The sequence below is a fragment of the Sodalis sp. RH21 genome (assembly GCF_047324175.1).
Taxonomy (GTDB): Bacteria; Pseudomonadota; Gammaproteobacteria; order Enterobacterales; family Enterobacteriaceae; genus Acerihabitans.
Window position 1 is genome coordinate 2,237,113 of sequence record NZ_CP178732.1, and the last position, 15,480, is coordinate 2,252,592.

Annotated in this window: 16 protein-coding genes and 1 pseudogene; 8 read left to right on the forward strand and 9 right to left on the reverse strand. The window is 53.9% G+C overall.

The window, feature by feature from the left end; all coding sequences use genetic code 11:
• From ACL2XP_RS10220 to ACL2XP_RS10235, 4 genes and pseudogenes are all read right to left on the reverse strand, one after another.
• A complete protein-coding gene (locus tag ACL2XP_RS10220; protein WP_413730096.1) occupies positions 1–1,164 on the reverse strand; it encodes a transporter substrate-binding domain-containing protein in 1,164 nt (387 codons plus the stop codon).
• Between the two features lie 17 nt (positions 1,165–1,181).
• Positions 1,182–2,891 carry a nitrilase-related carbon-nitrogen hydrolase gene (locus ACL2XP_RS10225; protein WP_413730097.1) on the reverse strand — a complete coding sequence of 570 codons (1,710 nt, stop codon included), beginning with the start codon at positions 2,889–2,891 and terminating at the stop codon, positions 1,182–1,184.
• A gap of 347 nt (positions 2,892–3,238) precedes the next feature.
• Positions 3,239–3,415: pseudogene (locus ACL2XP_RS10230) on the reverse strand (IS256 family transposase); the annotation flags it as partial.
• 89 nt (positions 3,416–3,504) lie between these two features.
• Entirely contained in the window at positions 3,505–3,957 is a 453-nt protein-coding gene (locus tag ACL2XP_RS10235; RefSeq protein WP_413738533.1) for a winged helix-turn-helix transcriptional regulator, read from the reverse strand.
• A gap of 107 nt (positions 3,958–4,064) precedes the next feature.
• On the opposite strand from ACL2XP_RS10235, the gene ACL2XP_RS10240 reads away from it, so the two are divergent.
• From ACL2XP_RS10240 to ACL2XP_RS10265, 6 genes are all read left to right on the forward strand, one after another.
• Entirely contained in the window at positions 4,065–4,676 is a 612-nt protein-coding gene (locus ACL2XP_RS10240; RefSeq protein WP_413738534.1) for an FMN-dependent NADH-azoreductase, read from the forward strand.
• A 325-nt stretch (positions 4,677–5,001) separates the two neighbouring features.
• A complete protein-coding gene (locus ACL2XP_RS10245) occupies positions 5,002–5,421 on the forward strand; it encodes a DoxX family protein (RefSeq protein WP_413730100.1) in 420 nt (139 codons plus the stop codon).
• 24 nt (positions 5,422–5,445) lie between these two features.
• Positions 5,446–6,282, forward strand: a complete 837-nt coding sequence (locus ACL2XP_RS10250) for a DODA-type extradiol aromatic ring-opening family dioxygenase (RefSeq protein WP_413730101.1) — start codon at positions 5,446–5,448, stop codon at positions 6,280–6,282.
• 189 nt (positions 6,283–6,471) lie between these two features.
• The gene (locus ACL2XP_RS10255; RefSeq protein WP_413731046.1) at positions 6,472–6,807 is read left to right on the forward strand and encodes a PIN domain-containing protein; all 336 of its coding nucleotides are present in this window, start codon (positions 6,472–6,474) and stop codon (positions 6,805–6,807) included.
• A 126-nt stretch (positions 6,808–6,933) separates the two neighbouring features.
• Positions 6,934–7,230, forward strand: a complete 297-nt coding sequence (locus ACL2XP_RS10260) for a type II toxin-antitoxin system ParD family antitoxin (RefSeq protein ID WP_413730102.1) — start codon at positions 6,934–6,936, stop codon at positions 7,228–7,230.
• 394 nt (positions 7,231–7,624) lie between these two features.
• Positions 7,625–8,002, forward strand: coding sequence for a DUF3742 family protein (locus ACL2XP_RS10265; RefSeq protein WP_413732593.1), 378 nt, complete (start codon positions 7,625–7,627; stop codon positions 8,000–8,002).
• Positions 8,003–8,010: 8 nt separating this feature from the next.
• On the opposite strand, the gene ACL2XP_RS10270 is transcribed toward ACL2XP_RS10265, so the two are convergent.
• On the reverse strand, positions 8,011–9,531 hold the full coding sequence (locus ACL2XP_RS10270) for a conjugal transfer protein TraG N-terminal domain-containing protein (RefSeq protein ID WP_413730103.1): 1,521 nt from the start codon (positions 9,529–9,531) through the stop codon (positions 8,011–8,013).
• Between the two features lie 9 nt (positions 9,532–9,540).
• Positions 9,541–9,882, reverse strand: a complete 342-nt coding sequence (locus ACL2XP_RS10275; protein WP_413730104.1) for a hypothetical protein — start codon at positions 9,880–9,882, stop codon at positions 9,541–9,543.
• 246 nt (positions 9,883–10,128) lie between these two features.
• Here ACL2XP_RS10275 and ACL2XP_RS10280 point away from each other — a divergent pair, with 246 nt between their 5' ends.
• Both ACL2XP_RS10280 and ACL2XP_RS10285 read left to right on the forward strand, forming a co-directional pair.
• A complete protein-coding gene (locus tag ACL2XP_RS10280) occupies positions 10,129–10,332 on the forward strand; it encodes a type II toxin-antitoxin system VapB family antitoxin (RefSeq protein ID WP_413730105.1) in 204 nt (67 codons plus the stop codon).
• Positions 10,333–10,415: 83 nt separating this feature from the next.
• Positions 10,416–10,724: a VapC toxin family PIN domain ribonuclease gene (locus tag ACL2XP_RS10285; RefSeq protein WP_413738535.1), complete on the forward strand. Its 309-nt coding sequence runs from the start codon at positions 10,416–10,418 to the stop codon at positions 10,722–10,724.
• 332 nt (positions 10,725–11,056) lie between these two features.
• On the opposite strand, the gene ACL2XP_RS10290 is transcribed toward ACL2XP_RS10285, so the two are convergent.
• From ACL2XP_RS10290 to mobH, 3 genes are all read right to left on the reverse strand, one after another.
• The gene (locus ACL2XP_RS10290) at positions 11,057–11,695 is read right to left on the reverse strand and encodes an IbrB-like domain-containing protein (RefSeq protein WP_413730107.1); all 639 of its coding nucleotides are present in this window, start codon (positions 11,693–11,695) and stop codon (positions 11,057–11,059) included.
• On the reverse strand, positions 11,680–12,891 hold the full coding sequence (locus ACL2XP_RS10295; protein ID WP_413738536.1) for a phosphoadenosine phosphosulfate reductase: 1,212 nt from the start codon (positions 12,889–12,891) through the stop codon (positions 11,680–11,682). The genes ACL2XP_RS10290 and ACL2XP_RS10295 overlap by 16 nt, the downstream gene beginning before the upstream one ends.
• A 751-nt stretch (positions 12,892–13,642) precedes the next feature.
• Positions 13,643–15,418: a MobH family relaxase gene (mobH, locus tag ACL2XP_RS10300; protein ID WP_413730109.1), complete on the reverse strand. Its 1,776-nt coding sequence runs from the start codon at positions 15,416–15,418 to the stop codon at positions 13,643–13,645.
• Between the last annotated feature and the right edge of the window lie 62 nt (positions 15,419–15,480).

Consider the following 15,480-nt stretch of genomic DNA (forward strand, 5'->3'; position numbering starts at 1 on the left):
CTATAACGAAAAATCGGACCAGGTTAACCAGGGGTCTGGGATTACCGGGCCGGGGGACTGCCAAAGGAGATGAAAGCGCCCATCCTCGCCGAGTCGCGCCAGGCGCGGCGTCAGGCTGGCATGGTTATTTTCCCGGTTGATGCGGGTGATGCCGTTCGGCGCCGACAGGCTTTCGGCGTACACCGCCTCCCGCACCGCCGACGTCTCGTCGCTGCCGCACCGATTAATTCCCTTGGCTAAAAAGTGTCCGCACATCCAGGCGGCCTCGGCGTCCACCGTGGTGGTGGCGTTTTCGCCGAAGCGGCTGCGGTAGCGCTGGATAAACCGCCGATTCTGCTCGTTGTCGATATTTTGGAAATACACGGCGGAAACCAGATATCCCTCCAGCGCGTCCGCGCCCACCATCGCCACCTCCGACTCGCACAGGGTCAGGCTAAGCCGCACGACAGATGACGAACGCAGGAATTCATGCTCTTGCTCCATGGTTTTCCAGACGCGGTAAAAACGGTATGCCGAAATGCCGACCAGCGTGACCATGACCACCGGCGGGCGGCGGCGGATGATATCCAGTATGACCTGTTCCACGCCGGTGTCGCCGAGCGCCAGGAACCGGCTTTGTACCAGGGTGCCGCCCCGGGCGTCCAGCGCGTCGCGGATAATGCGATCGATCTCTTCCGACCAGATATAGTTAGAGCCGACATGGTATATCTCGGCCGGATAGTGATTGATGACATAGTCGAGCATCGGCAGCACATGCTGGTTGGGCGCGGCGCCCAGGTACATGACGTTATTGCTGCTTTCAAAGCCCTCGTAGCGCGCGCTATGCCAGAGCAGGGCGTTGGCGCCCTCGACCAGCGGCAAAATCAGCTTGCGCGAGGCGGAGGTATAACAGCCGACGATATGTTTTACCCCGTGCTGGTACAGCAGGTCATGGCAATGGCGATAATAATTATCCAGGTTGCAGCCGGGATCGTAGATAACCGGCGCCAGGGTAAAGTTAAAACTTTTGCTGGCATTTACTTCCTCGATGGCCAGCATAATGCCGTTGAGCATTTCCCGCCCGATGCCGCCATAATGACCGGATACCGAATACAGCACGCCCACCGGAATGATGGCCTTGGAGCGGCTCCCGCCCGGGATCAGGCGGTTATCTGCTGAAAACATATTCACCTCGTGTTACCTCATTCGCCGCCGGCAACCTGGATCAACGGCTGGTAATAATGGGGCTGGCGCATGGCGACCAGATCTTTGCGCCGCACCACATTGGTGGGATAGGCGCAGTCCAGGTTGCTGGTATCGATGTCCAGCACGGCCAGGCCCTGGACCTCGGTGACCAGCGCCTCGCGCCTGGGCCAGACAAAGGTATCCGGCCCGAAAATACCGCTTAGCCCCGAAAGATTGGCATTGGCATAACTCAGGTAGACATTGTTTTCCCCGGCCCGTACCCGGGTTAACAGCCAGTGGTGGCGGGATGCTCCGGTGGCAATAGGGTAGTCGTGGGGCACGGCGGTGCCGGGATGATCGATCGGCCCCGGCAGATCCAGCGCCGCCGGACAGGCGATAATATCGCAGCCGCGCATTGCGAGGATCCGTCCCGCCTCGGGAAATTCAAGGTCATGGCCGATCAGCAGGCCGATGCGCCCGCAGGGAATATCAACGGTGGTCCAGGCGCTGCCGGGCGTCGCCCAGGTCTTGTCTTCCGCGGTTAAATGAATTTTGCGATACATCCCCTGCAGGCCGTCCGGGCCGATCAATACCGCCGAGTTATAGCGGTTGCCGTCGCCGCCGTCCTCCACCATGCCCGCCACCAGGTAGAGCCGCAGGCGGGCGCACAGATCCATCAGGGCGCTGACGGCGGCGTGCCGCGGGGTGATGGCGCCGGCGGGGGCCCGGTATTTGCCGGTGAGGCAAAGCTCGGGCAGCGTCAGCAGCTCCGCGCCCTGCGCTTTTGCCCTGGCGGCCAGTTGTCCGATATGCCTGAGATTGACGTTGATATCATCGTCGGGTTCGAATTGCCCGACGGCAATATGCGAGCGTTTGCCCTCCGGCAGGGGTTTGGTGGCGTACAGGCCGAAGAAATCCAGCGGATTCCACATAAAGGTATTTGTCATCAATTCCTTGTACAGCTCCGGCCTGCGCTCTGCCAGCACGCGGCGGCGGGCGCCGGTATGCAAAACCCCGGAAACGATGCCGTCGCCGGTATCGCGCCAGGCCTGGATATGGCCGTTGGGTTCGATAATGCAACTGCCGCCGCTGAACTGGACGCCGCGTTCCCGCCCCCAGCGATTGCTTTCAATCAGGTAGCAGTCGTTTTCATAGGCGCGATTAATCCAGTAAGGCGCGGGAGTGCGCTCGGCCAGCCAGTTGCTGATATGGCAAATGACGTCCGCGCCCTGTAAGCCGGCCAGGCGGGCGGTTTCGATAAAATGGATATCCATGCAAATCAGCAGCGCAATATTGCCAAGCGGGGTAGGGAATACCTGATGCCCCAAATCGCCGTTCGCCGCCCATTTTGGCTCCGAGATATACGGATGGGTTTTACGGTGTTTGCCGATCACGCCGTCGGGGCCGATCAGCACCGCGCTGTTGTAATATAGCCCGCTGCGCGCATCCACTTCAGGCAAACCGACCACCAGGTAACATTGATAGCGCGCCGCCAGCAGGACGAAACGATCGGTGGTGGCGCCGGGCACCGTCTCGACGTAATCGGCGACCTCTTCACGATCCATCCAGCAATAGCCGGTGGTGCCCATCTCGGGCATGACGATCAGGCGCGCGCCGCCGGCCGCGGCCTCCCCGGCCAGGGCTAGCAGCCTGAGGATATTGTCTTCTTTACGGAATTGTGTAGGTTCAAACTGAATTGCCGCGACGCAAACCGGTTGATTGATCATTCTCACTCTCTCATTGGGTAAAAAAAAGCCCCATCAACCATTACAACAGTTGATAGGGCATCTTTGCCAGATTCATGTGTTATGACGTCCTGCCTTCCACTTCAGAGGGTCTACAAAACGCCGAACCATACTTAGGATTAGGCAATAAACATGCCTGAATAACAATTTTTCTTAAAAGTTGTTAAATATCAATTTATTATATTTTTTTCACAAGCCTGCTAATCCGTCATCAACGATAAAGTTTTAACGCAGTCGGTGCGTTTGCGTCTCTATTGCACTTTTTTGGCGTGCCGACGGGCGACAGGAAACTCTAGTTTAGCTTGGTCTTGCTTAATGGGAAGAGATCAGTTGGAACCCGATTTGAGCTGATTTTTCTCATACCCCAAATGGTGGGTCAGTTCAGCTTTAAGGGCAGCCTCAACACTTAATTTTTTTTAAAACCGATCAAATTGGCTCAGATCCTCAGGGGTTTTGAGACTTTTAGCCAGCTCAGTTGCGAGAGCCTGTAGCAATTTTTCGTCCATAAATTCACCTAATTCTAATGATGGATTGAACATATCAAAATCAGGCGATTACACAATCTTATGTACAGACTCGCAAGGTCTGCAATTTTTCAGCCGCGGCCCACCGATCTGGCTGACGACGCGTGAGACGCCTGCGGGGGCGTCGTCGTTGTACTCGCCTCAGCCCGGGCGTCGAAATCGTGCCTGGCTTGATCGATAACATCGAGATGAGCGAGTGCCCACTTTCCGAGCGCCTCGACCGGCTCACGCAACTCATGGCCGAGTCGCGTGAGCTCGTAGTCCACACGCGGAGGTGTTGTGGGATACACGGTGCGGACCACCAGGCCATCGCGCTCGAGGCCACGGAGCGTCAGCGTGAGCATGCGCTGCGAGATGCCGCCAATCTCGCGCTTGAGTTCGCTGAATCGCCGTGGACCTTCTCGCAGGAGCATCACCACCAGCACGGTCCACTTGTCGCCAATACGCGAGAGCAGTGTACTGACCCGCGGGCAGTCCAGCGCCATCGAGCGCTCCGGTTCGTTCAGTAGCGACATAGCAGCCATGGTTCCCTCTTTGTTCCTATGCAACAAAATTGTGCCGTCTTGACGAGTCATCTCAGTTACTAAAGAATAGCTGGTACCTACTTTATACCAACAGGAAGATGACGTCCATGAAACTACTTCACCTTGATTCAAGCATCCTTGGCGCGAATTCGGTCAGCCGCGAGCTTTCCGCTTCCGTTGTCGCCCGTCTCACAGAGACCAATCCTGCAATACAGGTCACTTATCGCGACCTGGCCGCCGTACCGATCCCGCATTTGTCCGGCGCCTACCTGGCGGCCGGCCAGGTGGGCGAAATACAGCACGATACCGCGCTGCAAGCCGATCTCGCGCTGGGGAGTGAGGTGCTCGAGGAGTTCCTGGGGGCCGACACCGTTGTGTTGGGCGTTGGTTTCTACAACTTCGGCATTCCAAGCCAGCTTAAGGCGTGGGTCGATCGGCTGGCAATTGCCGGCAAGACCTTCCGGTATACCGAGCAAGGGCCAGTCGGGCTTGCCGGTGGGAAGCGCGTGGTCATTGCCATTGCACGCGGTGGTTTTTATGGTCCGGGTACGGCCATTGCGTCGTTTGAGCATGCCGAGAGCTACCTACGGGGCATCTTTGCTTTCTTCGGTATCGACAACATCGATGTAGTGGCAGCTGAAGGTATCGCGGTTGGACCCGAGGCACGAGAGGTTGCCATCACACAAGCTGAAGAGAAGATCGCGGCTCTCCATGCGTGATGCCAGTAGTCGGTTCATCCTCATTTTGTGGTGACCGGCAGTCGCCGAGCAGAAGCGGTACTGAGGCAGTCCAGGAAATCTCATCTGTGCTGCCTTAGCTCCGCAATTTCAACCATGTTTTCCTTAGGCGCTTCATAGTGCAACAAAAACACAACGCTGACCGTGGTGTGATGGCGACTTCACGACCAGCATGACGGTATTCAATGGGGCATCAACCCTAACCTCGCGTAATAGATTCCATTATTGATCTTGGTTGAGGTTATCGGGCAGTAATTCGGTCGCGCAACGCGCAGACCAACGTTTAATCAGCAATGAGGAAACCATCATGACAAGTGTCCTTCCCAATCCCACGGCGAGTCGCTCCCTGCGGGTCGGCGTATGGGTGGCTAAGGGTCTTCTGGCCGTACTTTTCTTCTTTTCTGCCTACATGAAGCTCCTCACGCCCATCCCCGAACTGGCGAAGATGATGCCGTGGACAGGGGTTCTCCCGGAGACGTTCGTGCGCATCATGGGCTTCATAGATCTGGCGGGCGGGCTTGGCCTATTGCTCCCTTCTCTGACCCGGATATTGCCGCGGCTTACCGTGCTGGCGGCGCTATGCTGCTCAGTGCTTCAGGTGTTCGCGATGGTCTTCCATGTTTCGCGCGGCGAGGCGTCAGTGATCCCCCGGAACGTCGTCATGCTGTCGCTTTCACTGTTCGTGCTGTGGGGGCGTGCCCGCAAGGCCCCCATTTTGCCGCGCTGATGTCTACGTTTGGAGGCAATTAAAATGAAACGCATGCCCACTTTTTACCTGTCTCACGGAGGCGGTCCATGGCCGTGGATGAAAGATCGCTTCGGGCCGATGTTTGACCGGCTCGAGAAGTCGCTTCAGGAGTTGGCGTCAAGTCTGCCGGAACGTCCAAAGGCAATCTTGATGATTTCCGGGCATTGGGAAAATCCCGAATTCACCCTGTCCTCAAGCCCCAATCCCCCCATGTACTATGACTACGAAGGTTTTCCGGAACACACCTATCGCGTAAAGTACCCGGCACCGGGTTCCCCCGAACTGGCGGAGCGCGTGTGTGCATTACTGACCGCGGGTGGCATCGCCGCGAAGCTTGATCCGAACCGTGGCTTTGACCACGGCACCTTTACGGTCGCCGCTGTTGCTTTCCCGGAAGCCGACATCCCTGTCGTGCAGTTGTCGCTGCGACACGGCTACGACCCTGCGGCGCACATTGCCCTCGGCCGACTGCTCGCACCGTTGCGTGACGAGGGTATCCTCATCATTGGCAGCGGTGTCAGCTTCCACAACTTCGGAAAACTCAGTCCCGAGGGAACGATTCCATCACGTCTGTTCGATGCCTGGCTGCAAAAGACATTGACCGCCAGTTCCCCCGCCGAGCGCGAAAAGCAACTGACACACTGGGCCGACGCGCCGGCTGCCCGTATCGCACATCCATGTGAAGACCACCTTGTGCCACTGATGGTTGCCGTCGGTGCCGGGCTCGATGAGCCCGGGACGTGCGTTTATAACGACGACACCATGTTTGGCAGCATTACGGTATCGAGCTTCCGTTTTGGTCTTGCCGATAATTCGAGTGGAGCACCCGCGAACGCATAACCCAGCTCGTTAGCCGCAGCAGGCGAACACGCATGGCGTTAATGCACGGCCATAGCTTATGTTGGACTGTCTTTAGGATCGTGGACACTCCTGGCCTATTATCTGCTGTCTGCTGTCTGCTGTCTGCTGTCTGCAGATTCAGCTAAAGCTAAAGCTGACAATGCTGAAGCATTGTTGAAAACCAATCCAGTGATCAGTGTACAGGTCCTTAATGAGGTGACGAGCGTGTGTCGTTGCAAGCTTGCGATGAGCTGGGAAGATATTGGACCTTTTCTGGTGCTGGTACGTAGCTTCTGCAATGTCGTACCGCTGACGGTGGATGTTCATGGCCGCGCACAACAGATTGCGGAACGGCACCAGATCTCGTTTAATGATGCTTGTATCTTCGCAGCCGCGGCGACGGCTGGTTGCCAGATCTTGTACACCGAGGACCTGAGCCACGGGCGGATCCTGGAGGACAGCCTTACGATCAGGAATCCTTCGCGCAGGGTTAATGAGTCGGCTGGAAAAGGTGGAACCGCCTGAACCGTGAGGCGGTAGTTCTTTCGATGGAGCCATGAAACCGCAGTTGTGGACGTCCACTGGCATCATTGGCATAATCTGCCAATGATGATATCCTGAGAACAGACTGTTATTTGGGGAGTTGAAGCCATGCACACACGCAATGTGGTACTGACTGACCATCAGCACGAGATGGTCGAAAGGCTTGTTAATTCAGGCCGTTATCAGAATGCGAGCGAAGTGTTGCGTGACGGGTTACGCCTGCTCGAGCAACGAGAGGACGTTGAGGAGGCCAAACTTGATGCCCTGAAAGCGGCCGCGCAAGTAGGCTGGAGAGAAATCGATGATGGCCGTTTTACAGATGTCCAGAATGACAAGCTCGAAGATTTCATCGGTGAGTTAGGCGTTCGCGCCGCTGGCAGTGAGCAGAATCAACATCGCAAATGATGCGCTATCGCCTATCGGCCGTCGCCCAATCGGATATAATTAATATACTTAAATGGACTCATATTCAGTTCGGTGAGGCTGCAGGTAGGCGTTATGAGCTAAAGCGTTGCGGGACGTAGCTTCGGACCCTGGTCGGCTCGGTAGTGTGGCGCGAAAAGAACTCGGCAAAGGCGCGAGGTAATGGCATCTTAAGTTAAGTGCTGAGCGCGCCAAATCGAAGGATGGGGTTGTTCATCGGCCGCGTCATTTTCTCATTTATCGGATAGACGCTGAGGATTTGATGGCCGTTGGCCGTGTTCTGCATGATGCGATGGAACTCGAACAACATTAATTGCAGGACACACCTTGGGAGCAGCTATCCATTTAATGGAGAATTGAGGCACGAGGTATGGCTATGATTACACACGCACACACGAAACGATGGACTTACCGACTTGGCCGGAGCATGGGACGGACCTGGCGTGGGTATGTGTCTCGCGAGCGTCATGTAGCTGACTGGATCATTTCACGGGGGGTTCCTGCGGTGGGCGCCAGTGTGTTGATTTGGCTCATCAAACTCGTACTGCTTGGGTTGCTTCTGTATGCTGCGTTCTGGTTGGCTTTGCTACTGGTGTTTGCGGTAGCCGCAGCTTGGGTGGCCGAACATTCAATGGGGCAAGATGAATCCGACTTCTTGGGGCGTAAGGCAGAAGAACTGGATCATCGCGATAGCCTCTCTTATAATCCGTACAACTACAACGATGACCCCGACCCTCGGTTCGAGGACGACTGAAACCAAGGCTACTTCTTTGCTGTGCTGATCAGTATACCTGAGCCTTTGCTCCCGGCTTGTCCCACGTCCCGGGAGCCATTCGTCAAGCCTTGTAGCATGTTTCCTGCCCGAACACCGGCCCATCCTAATGCTGTAACCCAAAATGTTGGCAACACAAGAAACATCGTCGCCATAACGAAGTTCAGTAGCATATCGCCGAAGGCGTTGTTGAGCCCCAGCAACGGATCGAAGTTCACCTGTGGCCGATCCGCACCCAGCCCCCAGCCGTAAAGCGCATCCAAGATCGTAGAGTCCAGCCAGCGGGCCAATTGGAACCAGAATTCCACAAAATACAGCGCGAAGAACACGCAGCTGACCGTCACGAAAGCCTTCAGATCGTAGGTCGCCAGCATCAATACCAGGGGGATGCAGATGATCAGTGCCATCTTCAGCAGTGACAGTACCATTGGGAGGGCCTGTCGCACCGCATCCATCGCCGGGAAATAGGCAAGGGCACCCACGGTCACGCCGGCGTCCGCCACGGCGCGGGTGACGACGTTGGGCAACGTCATATCGACCTGCCCGCCGTAGTCCGCATAGACGGCCCCTTGGTTCATCTTCTGCTGGCGCGGCGCGGCAATCGCGCGGATCACCGAATCGTCCAGTTCAGTACGTGAGATGAATCCTGCCCACTTTGCTATCCGGGTCATCAGGTCTAGATTGACCACGGCCAGCAGTCGGGCGCGCAGTCCAGTGTCCGCATCTGACCACCATTGTCGACACGTTGGGTAGCCGCCTCCGCTGTCCACTTGCGCCAGGCCCGCGTCGCGTGTGGCATCATAGGGCCAGGCTGTGCGCGGTGTTTTTGAGTGATAACTGTCATAGTAACCGCTGGTATTGAGAAAGAAATTTGAGCCTATCCAGGTGACGTCATACATCTGAGCCTCGCTGAGCTCTGGGCGTCCCATAAACAGTTTTGCCCGCGCCGGGCCGTAGCAATCGTGTGTGAAATCGGCAACCTCCTGTGCTAGGACCGGGTCGTCGATACGCGTGCTGTCTATTTCCATGCGCATTTGCCGCAGGTCAGTACCGCAGGGGATGGCGGCTACCGCCGCGCTGGTTACGGCTTTGGAGATGGCATGCATGAAAAACCACCAGAGGGGGATTTTCGCGCTCTGGTTATTGAGCGAGGTAAATGATTTTTCCCAACCGGTCTCCGTGGGCAGTGGTACGCTGACCTGGCATTGCGTAGAGCGTGTAGTGTCAAATTTGATGGTGGACAGGTCGACGTCGATATACGGCACACAACCAAACAGGATGGCCACTATCGCCATCCAGATACGGTTCTCGATACGCATCGAGGACAACACGCCTTTATTGCCCTCGTCGGCCCCCTCAGTTCGCGCCCGCAGCCATTCCTGAATGAAAATCCCGGCAAAGGGCAGGGCGAACAGGCCGCTGGCAACGAGGATGTTCCAGACGCCGTTGTTAACGAGCCAGGCGACCAGCGTCAGGTAGTATTCCAGATAGTCGGTGGTCTGCAAGGTCATCACCGTCTCCTATACTACGCGCAGCCACTGGCAGGCTTCGGAGAACACGATGGCTCCCACGCTCAGGGCTTCGAGGATGTGGAGCGCCCGGGCTGAATTTGGGTCGCGCTGGAGCCTGCGCCGCCGCGCCCAGGGCCAGACGGCCAGCAAGGTCAGATACAGGCACAGGCGCCAGACGAGGAAATGGACGCTATGGGCATTGAGCCACTGCTGCCAATCGGCGATACCGCCGCACAGGTAAATGCCCAGCAGGTTGGCAACCAGTGCGGCAAAGAACAGTAGAACCAATATCCCCAGCAACAGCAGTAAAGGCCTTTGCCTGGTGCGTATTTCAGAACTAAAGGAGAGCATAGACGTTTCTCCACGCCAGATTAACATCGTTCGAGTTCATCTCAGCAACGATGAAAAGGCGATGAACAATGCGAAACGGATGCGCCCCATATAGTTTTTCTCGGCTGCCTCTGGTCATCCAGGCTGCTATAAACAAAACCATTTCTAAGAAAAACGGTATCAAAATTGTGCTGATGTGTTGCTTTGATGCGTGAATTGATGTTAAATAGAATCAATTTAGATGCGTCACCGCAAAGAGGTCATAAAATGCGTACCACCGTCACCATTGATGACAATTTGTATGAGCAGGCGCTGGAACTGGCTGGTCCGGACATGGACAAAGCAGACCTTTTCCGCGAGGCCATCCACACCTTTGTCCGTGTTCAGGCCGCCAAACGTCTTGCCGCCCTCGGCGGTAGCGCGCCGACTATGTCAAATGTGCCGCGCCGTCGTCAAGATTCGAGCCGCTGATGCCCGTTGTTCAGGACGTGTTGGTCGATACCAGTGTCTGGATTGAGCATTTTCGCCAAAATAAAACCGAATTGGTTGATTTGATGATGCAGGATAGAGTGCTTATCCACCCGTTTGTACTGACGGAATTAGCGTGCGGCACCCCCCCTGCGCCCCGCGGGAGAACGCTGGGCGATTTAGCTCTGCTACGTACCTGTCATTCTGCCAACCAGACCGAGGTCAGGAACTTGATTGAGCAGGAGGGCCTTTATGGCCAAGGTTGCGGTCTGGTTGATATGACCCTACTGGCCTCCACCCTGATCACTCCCAACGCTCGGTTGTGGACGTTGGACAGACGTTTGGCCATCCTGGCCGTACGCCTGGGCATAAACTGGCCCACGGGCGCACGCTAAGCACCCACATTTCAGGGAAAATTTTAAGTTTATAGGGTATTACCCCATGACATGCTACCGACCTCATTTCATTACAGCTAAACCTGACCGCACAAAAGCTGCCTATCTAACCGCGCACTAGATATCCTCTCTCATTACACCAGCAATGCGATGAATATCTTGTTGCGTTTGCTCACTAATCCGGCCCTTACTGAGGTCCCACGGGACATCGGAAGCGTGGCGGACGCTTTTCGATATCAAGCCTCGTGTTCTATGAGAACCACCATGGAATATCAACCTCCTCATAAATAATTATTGATGCGGTGGTGGGACATGATTTTGTAAAAACGAGTCTACTTCACCGTCCATGCTTCAGAAAAGTGACTATCTGCAAATAATTCCGTTAATCCGGTGATCTGCTTGAGCCTAAGCACTTCATCCGCATCCATACCCAATTCCTTGGCTATTTTCTCGTCCTTCCAGCCTAATCGCGCCAGGTCCCTCACGATATCTGACATGGCCATGATTTGATGTTTCCCACGGGCGCGGTTATGGCGAATAGTGGCCGCGATGCGATCGGTTTTTCCTGACTGGCTGTTTCTAATACAGGTAACAGGAAGATAATTTTTTAAACGGCTGCGAAGGATCTTTTTTTCTTTCCCCAACAGGCTTCGGTGAAACCCATCTACCACAATATAGCGCTCCTTTTCTTGGCACACCACCACAGGTTGGGTATAGCCATCCTTATCCAGGGAGGTAAGCAGTAATCTTTTTTCGGCGGGCGCCATATTATTGGGGTTATAATCATTTGCCAGCACGTTTTCAGCTTTTATCCAGAGGACACAGTCCACCGGCTCTTCTCGGAAAGGGCTTTGCTCATGTAAAAACTTTTTTAGTGAATTGATGGCTGCGATCTGTTCGTCGAAGGTCATAGCGCTGAGCGCTTCAGAAATGGGCTTAAATAATTCCTCGATATTCATAAAATCCTCCATTCTTTACGTTTCTCCTGCATACGATGCAGGTATTTTTTGTAATGGTGAGCCTTATTGGGGCTGAATGATAACGTATGACACCAGAAATCATTACGAATTAGTGTCTTGCAGATACGGCGCCAGGAAGGAATATCTCTTGCGCCTAAATCCTTGTCCTGTTCGTCGGGGATATCTACAGGGAAACCCCGGCTTTGGTACCATTTTAAATAAATGGCAATCTTATTGCGGTAATGTTCCGCTGTTTTCAATGGCATGCTGTCCAATAAGAACAAAGCGTAGCTTTTCCAGTTATGCTGAACCGGTTTGGTTATTTTCCGATTGGCGTAAAAATTCCCGGTTTGGTCGGCATACAGTGCGCCGGAATTCGCTCCCGCCACTCGTCGGCAAGCTTTCTCCCATGTTTCCGGCTCAAGCACGTGGTAAAGCCATAATCCCTTGCGTTGTTCGGGGCCGAAGGGTTCGCAAATGCGCATCGAGCTCAACGGCACGCCGGCCTGGTACATAAGATCATAAAGTGGATTATAAATACGCTTAAATTTGGCAAAAAAAAGCCAAATGTCATTCACTTTCCAGTCGTAAATAGGATAGGCATTATAAACAAAACCTTCTGATGATGCCGTTGTCCAGGGTTTATCATCTGCGTAGCGAAGTTTAGAATAAGAACTGATCGCGGCAAAGCGATTAAGCGATTCATCGGTACGGATGCCGATTAAAATCGCTGCACTCTTTTTTTGCGCAAACCAACTGGCAAAAGCGGGTACAAATTCTTCAAAGGTCATGGCGTGCCGGTAAAAAGGGAAAAACGCAGGGTCGGTGATCGCATCGGGAGGGGGTTGGCGCACCCAGTCAGTGTCCGGTTGCCATGCCACCCATTCGGGTTGATATTGAGAGACCCCATTCACGGTAGTCCTGGGAAGGGCCACCCAGTAAAAGCGATCGATACAATCATCATACAGGGCTTTCATTTTCTCTATATGATTGATAGTAAGAGTAAACTGCACCTCCCAGTCAATAAATAGCACACTAAATGACCGTTTTTTTCGACGCGCGATTTCAGCCACCAGATGCAGTAAGACCGTTGAATCTTTACCCCCAGAGAAGGACACGCTAATGCGCTGAAATGTATCGAAAACCCAAGTTATCCTCTCTTGGGCAGCCTCAAGGACGCTTTTCCCTAATCCTATTTTTTTGACCAAAGCTATCACCTGTTGTTATCATAAATTAAATGCAATTTTGATTGTTTTAAACCCTTTTTAGGGGTTATTAATTAGCATTGCGTGCTTAAAATGGTTAAATTTTGTAATGTATCAGAACTTATATGCTGGAATAAATTAATTTTATTCCATCGGGGAATTAAAAAAAGTAATAGATAAATATTAAATTATTTTTTTAGGCCGGTGATGGTCTAAATATTTTTTTCAAAAATCAAGTGGATAAAGCGAATTTGCTATTATGTTGGTTTACTCAAATTTATTAAAATAAATAAAGGTAACACTATTCTAAAAAATAAACAATAATGAGTGTTAATGTTGATAAAATATACGTGTTAATCACTCAGGTGATAATTTGAAATTTATTGATTATCCAGGTTGCCTGGAATATGCTATATCATCTTTTTGATAGGCTATTAAGCTTACCTTTGCTGGAAAATGTTCGCGTTGTTATTCCAATCGGGCCGAATACGAGTCAGAAAATACTGTACAGAGTGATGCACAATAAATAATACCAAGATTGATCGTGTTTATATCCTTCAATTCTGAAATAAATCTAACATTCCCCGTGTGTAATCACCTTCCCGCAGCCTGCCCATGCTAGGTCAGCGCCAGGCTTAGCGTGATTTGTCATCATCACTCTGATAATGAAAGCGAAAACTAAATAAGTATAACTAAATCGACAGGCCACCAGTGCTTCGCCGTTGAGTCAAAAGATGTTGGTTAGCCCGCCATTTCATTGGTCACGGGTGAGCGTGAGGTAAGGGTTGTTGAGCGGTTTATCGGCGAACACTGTAAAAGGATCCTGAAGTAGGTAACCGTGCAAACGCCGGGATTTGCGTGGTCCAATTACCTCACAGGTCCAGATGTTCAGGCCATTGTCTTGCTTACGGTGCAGTTGCAGCTTTTCGAAGCGCTTTTGCACCCATTGCCAGGCGGCCAGATGATCCTGCTTGGCAAAGGTTGCGATCTGGGGATACTCCTGCACATAGCGCTGGAATATCCCCGGGCTGACAAGGTAGACCGTATCGTTCACGGTATGCACCAGCGCCTTGGCATCGTTGATAATCAGTTTATGCGACTGGATGGCCTGCTGTAACCATGCGACGAAATGCTGACCGGAGGGCGCAAGGGACATGTCGTAAGCGCCTTTTTCTGATGCTATTTCAGCAAGCGGTGGCGCGTCCTGGTGATGTACTGAAGCCACAGGGACAATGGCTTCCTCAGTCGGCGCGATAATGTCGGGCTTAGGCGTGCCAAGCAGATCGAGGAGATTGTCTATCGTCTCGCTGGAGGGTTGGGGAGCCGTAGTTATTGCGCTGTCGGCCACTGGCGTTTCGCTTGCCAAAATCGTCTGGGGGGCGTTTTCAACCACCGGTTCAGTCTCGACCGAGCCCTCGAACGGTGCGGGTAGGTTTGCCGGCTCCCAGATGAGCGAAGGTGACATTTTGAGAAAGGTGAAGGGATTCGACCAGCCGCTGTTGCTGGAAACCGTCGCCCGCCAGATGGCCTTGCCATCGGGCGTCGCTTGGACGATACCGTGGTCCTGAAGCACGTCGAATACCGCCGTATTGTTGCTGGGTATGCCCTCGATGCCCTGGGACAGGAGATGGGCGCGTAGCTTGTCGGCAACGGTTTTGCTCACTAACCAAAGGGCATCAGCGGTTAACCAGCCATCCGAGGGACCGGGTTGATTTAGTTTAAACTCTTCCTTAAGCAGATAGCGCAAACCCTCCAGGAGTTTGCGTTGCAACGCGTGTTTCGGTACTGCCAGTGCCTTGGCCGGATCGCCTCCCATCGCCTGTGATACGGACGCGCGGTCAGCTTGAATTACCAGCTCACCGAGTACGCCAGCATGCTCATATTGCCCTGCCAGAACGTAGATGAGCGCCGACCAAAGCGCAGGAAAGTTGCTGAGCCAGTCAAGGGCCGAGTTATCAATCAGGCGGTTGTAGAGCAGGCCGGAGGCCGCGCTATGCAACCGGTACTCGCGCTCTGGCCGGTAGCGAAAGCGATAATGCTGCTGCAACGAGCCATGCCAGGGATGCCAGATGCTGCCGTCGGCCTGCTCAACGAGCAGGTCCACGGCCACTTTGCCGATATCGTGCAACAGCGCGGCGTAGGCCGTGGCGGCCGTCCACGCTTCGGCTTGTGCGACTTGGTCTTCTGGCGTTGCGCCGGAAGGTAACAGATGGGACTGCCTCAGTTTGAGCGCGTAGGCAATCGTTTCCAGACCGTGGTCAAGCATACCGCCCGGATAGGCATGGTGGTGGCTTTCCGAGGCCGGGAAAAGCTGGACCAGTTCGGCATAGCGTTCCAACGGGACCAAATACAGTGCCGCGAACTGCTTGCGCGAGAGTGACGTGCGTTGCCAGATATGCTCCAGTAACTTCTTCCGGCGAGGGGATGCCAGCAGCGTGTCGGCTGGCTCCGGCCGCATCAGCCCTTTGCTGTTTGCCGCCGTGGATGCTGTGACCCGTGTGGCGGATTTTCGGTGGAACAGAGCAAGCATAACCCCCCCTGAAAGTACGATTAGCGGTGAGCCTTTTCCTTTTTCTTTTGGAGAAAATCAAT

Coding starts and splice junctions, on each gene's coding strand:
- ACL2XP_RS10285 (WP_413738535.1), top strand. CDS start 10,416: ATGATGCAGGATAGAGTGCTTATCCACCCGTTTGTACTGACGGAATTA.
- ACL2XP_RS10275 (WP_413730104.1), bottom strand. CDS start 9,882: ATGCTCTCCTTTAGTTCTGAAATACGCACCAGGCAAAGGCCTTTACTG.
- ACL2XP_RS10235 (WP_413738533.1), bottom strand. CDS start 3,957: ATGGCTGCTATGTCGCTACTGAACGAACCGGAGCGCTCGATGGCGCTG.
- ACL2XP_RS10260 (WP_413730102.1), top strand. CDS start 6,934: ATGCACACACGCAATGTGGTACTGACTGACCATCAGCACGAGATGGTC.
- ACL2XP_RS10290 (WP_413730107.1), bottom strand. CDS start 11,695: ATGGAGGATTTTATGAATATCGAGGAATTATTTAAGCCCATTTCTGAA.
- ACL2XP_RS10225 (WP_413730097.1), bottom strand. CDS start 2,891: ATGATCAATCAACCGGTTTGCGTCGCGGCAATTCAGTTTGAACCTACA.
- mobH (WP_413730109.1), bottom strand. CDS start 15,418: ATGCTTGCTCTGTTCCACCGAAAATCCGCCACACGGGTCACAGCATCC.
- ACL2XP_RS10265 (WP_413732593.1), top strand. CDS start 7,625: ATGATTACACACGCACACACGAAACGATGGACTTACCGACTTGGCCGG.
- ACL2XP_RS10280 (WP_413730105.1), top strand. CDS start 10,129: ATGCGTACCACCGTCACCATTGATGACAATTTGTATGAGCAGGCGCTG.
- ACL2XP_RS10245 (WP_413730100.1), top strand. CDS start 5,002: ATGACAAGTGTCCTTCCCAATCCCACGGCGAGTCGCTCCCTGCGGGTC.
- ACL2XP_RS10240 (WP_413738534.1), top strand. CDS start 4,065: ATGAAACTACTTCACCTTGATTCAAGCATCCTTGGCGCGAATTCGGTC.
- ACL2XP_RS10220 (WP_413730096.1), bottom strand. CDS start 1,164: ATGTTTTCAGCAGATAACCGCCTGATCCCGGGCGGGAGCCGCTCCAAG.
- ACL2XP_RS10270 (WP_413730103.1), bottom strand. CDS start 9,531: ATGACCTTGCAGACCACCGACTATCTGGAATACTACCTGACGCTGGTC.
- ACL2XP_RS10250 (WP_413730101.1), top strand. CDS start 5,446: ATGAAACGCATGCCCACTTTTTACCTGTCTCACGGAGGCGGTCCATGG.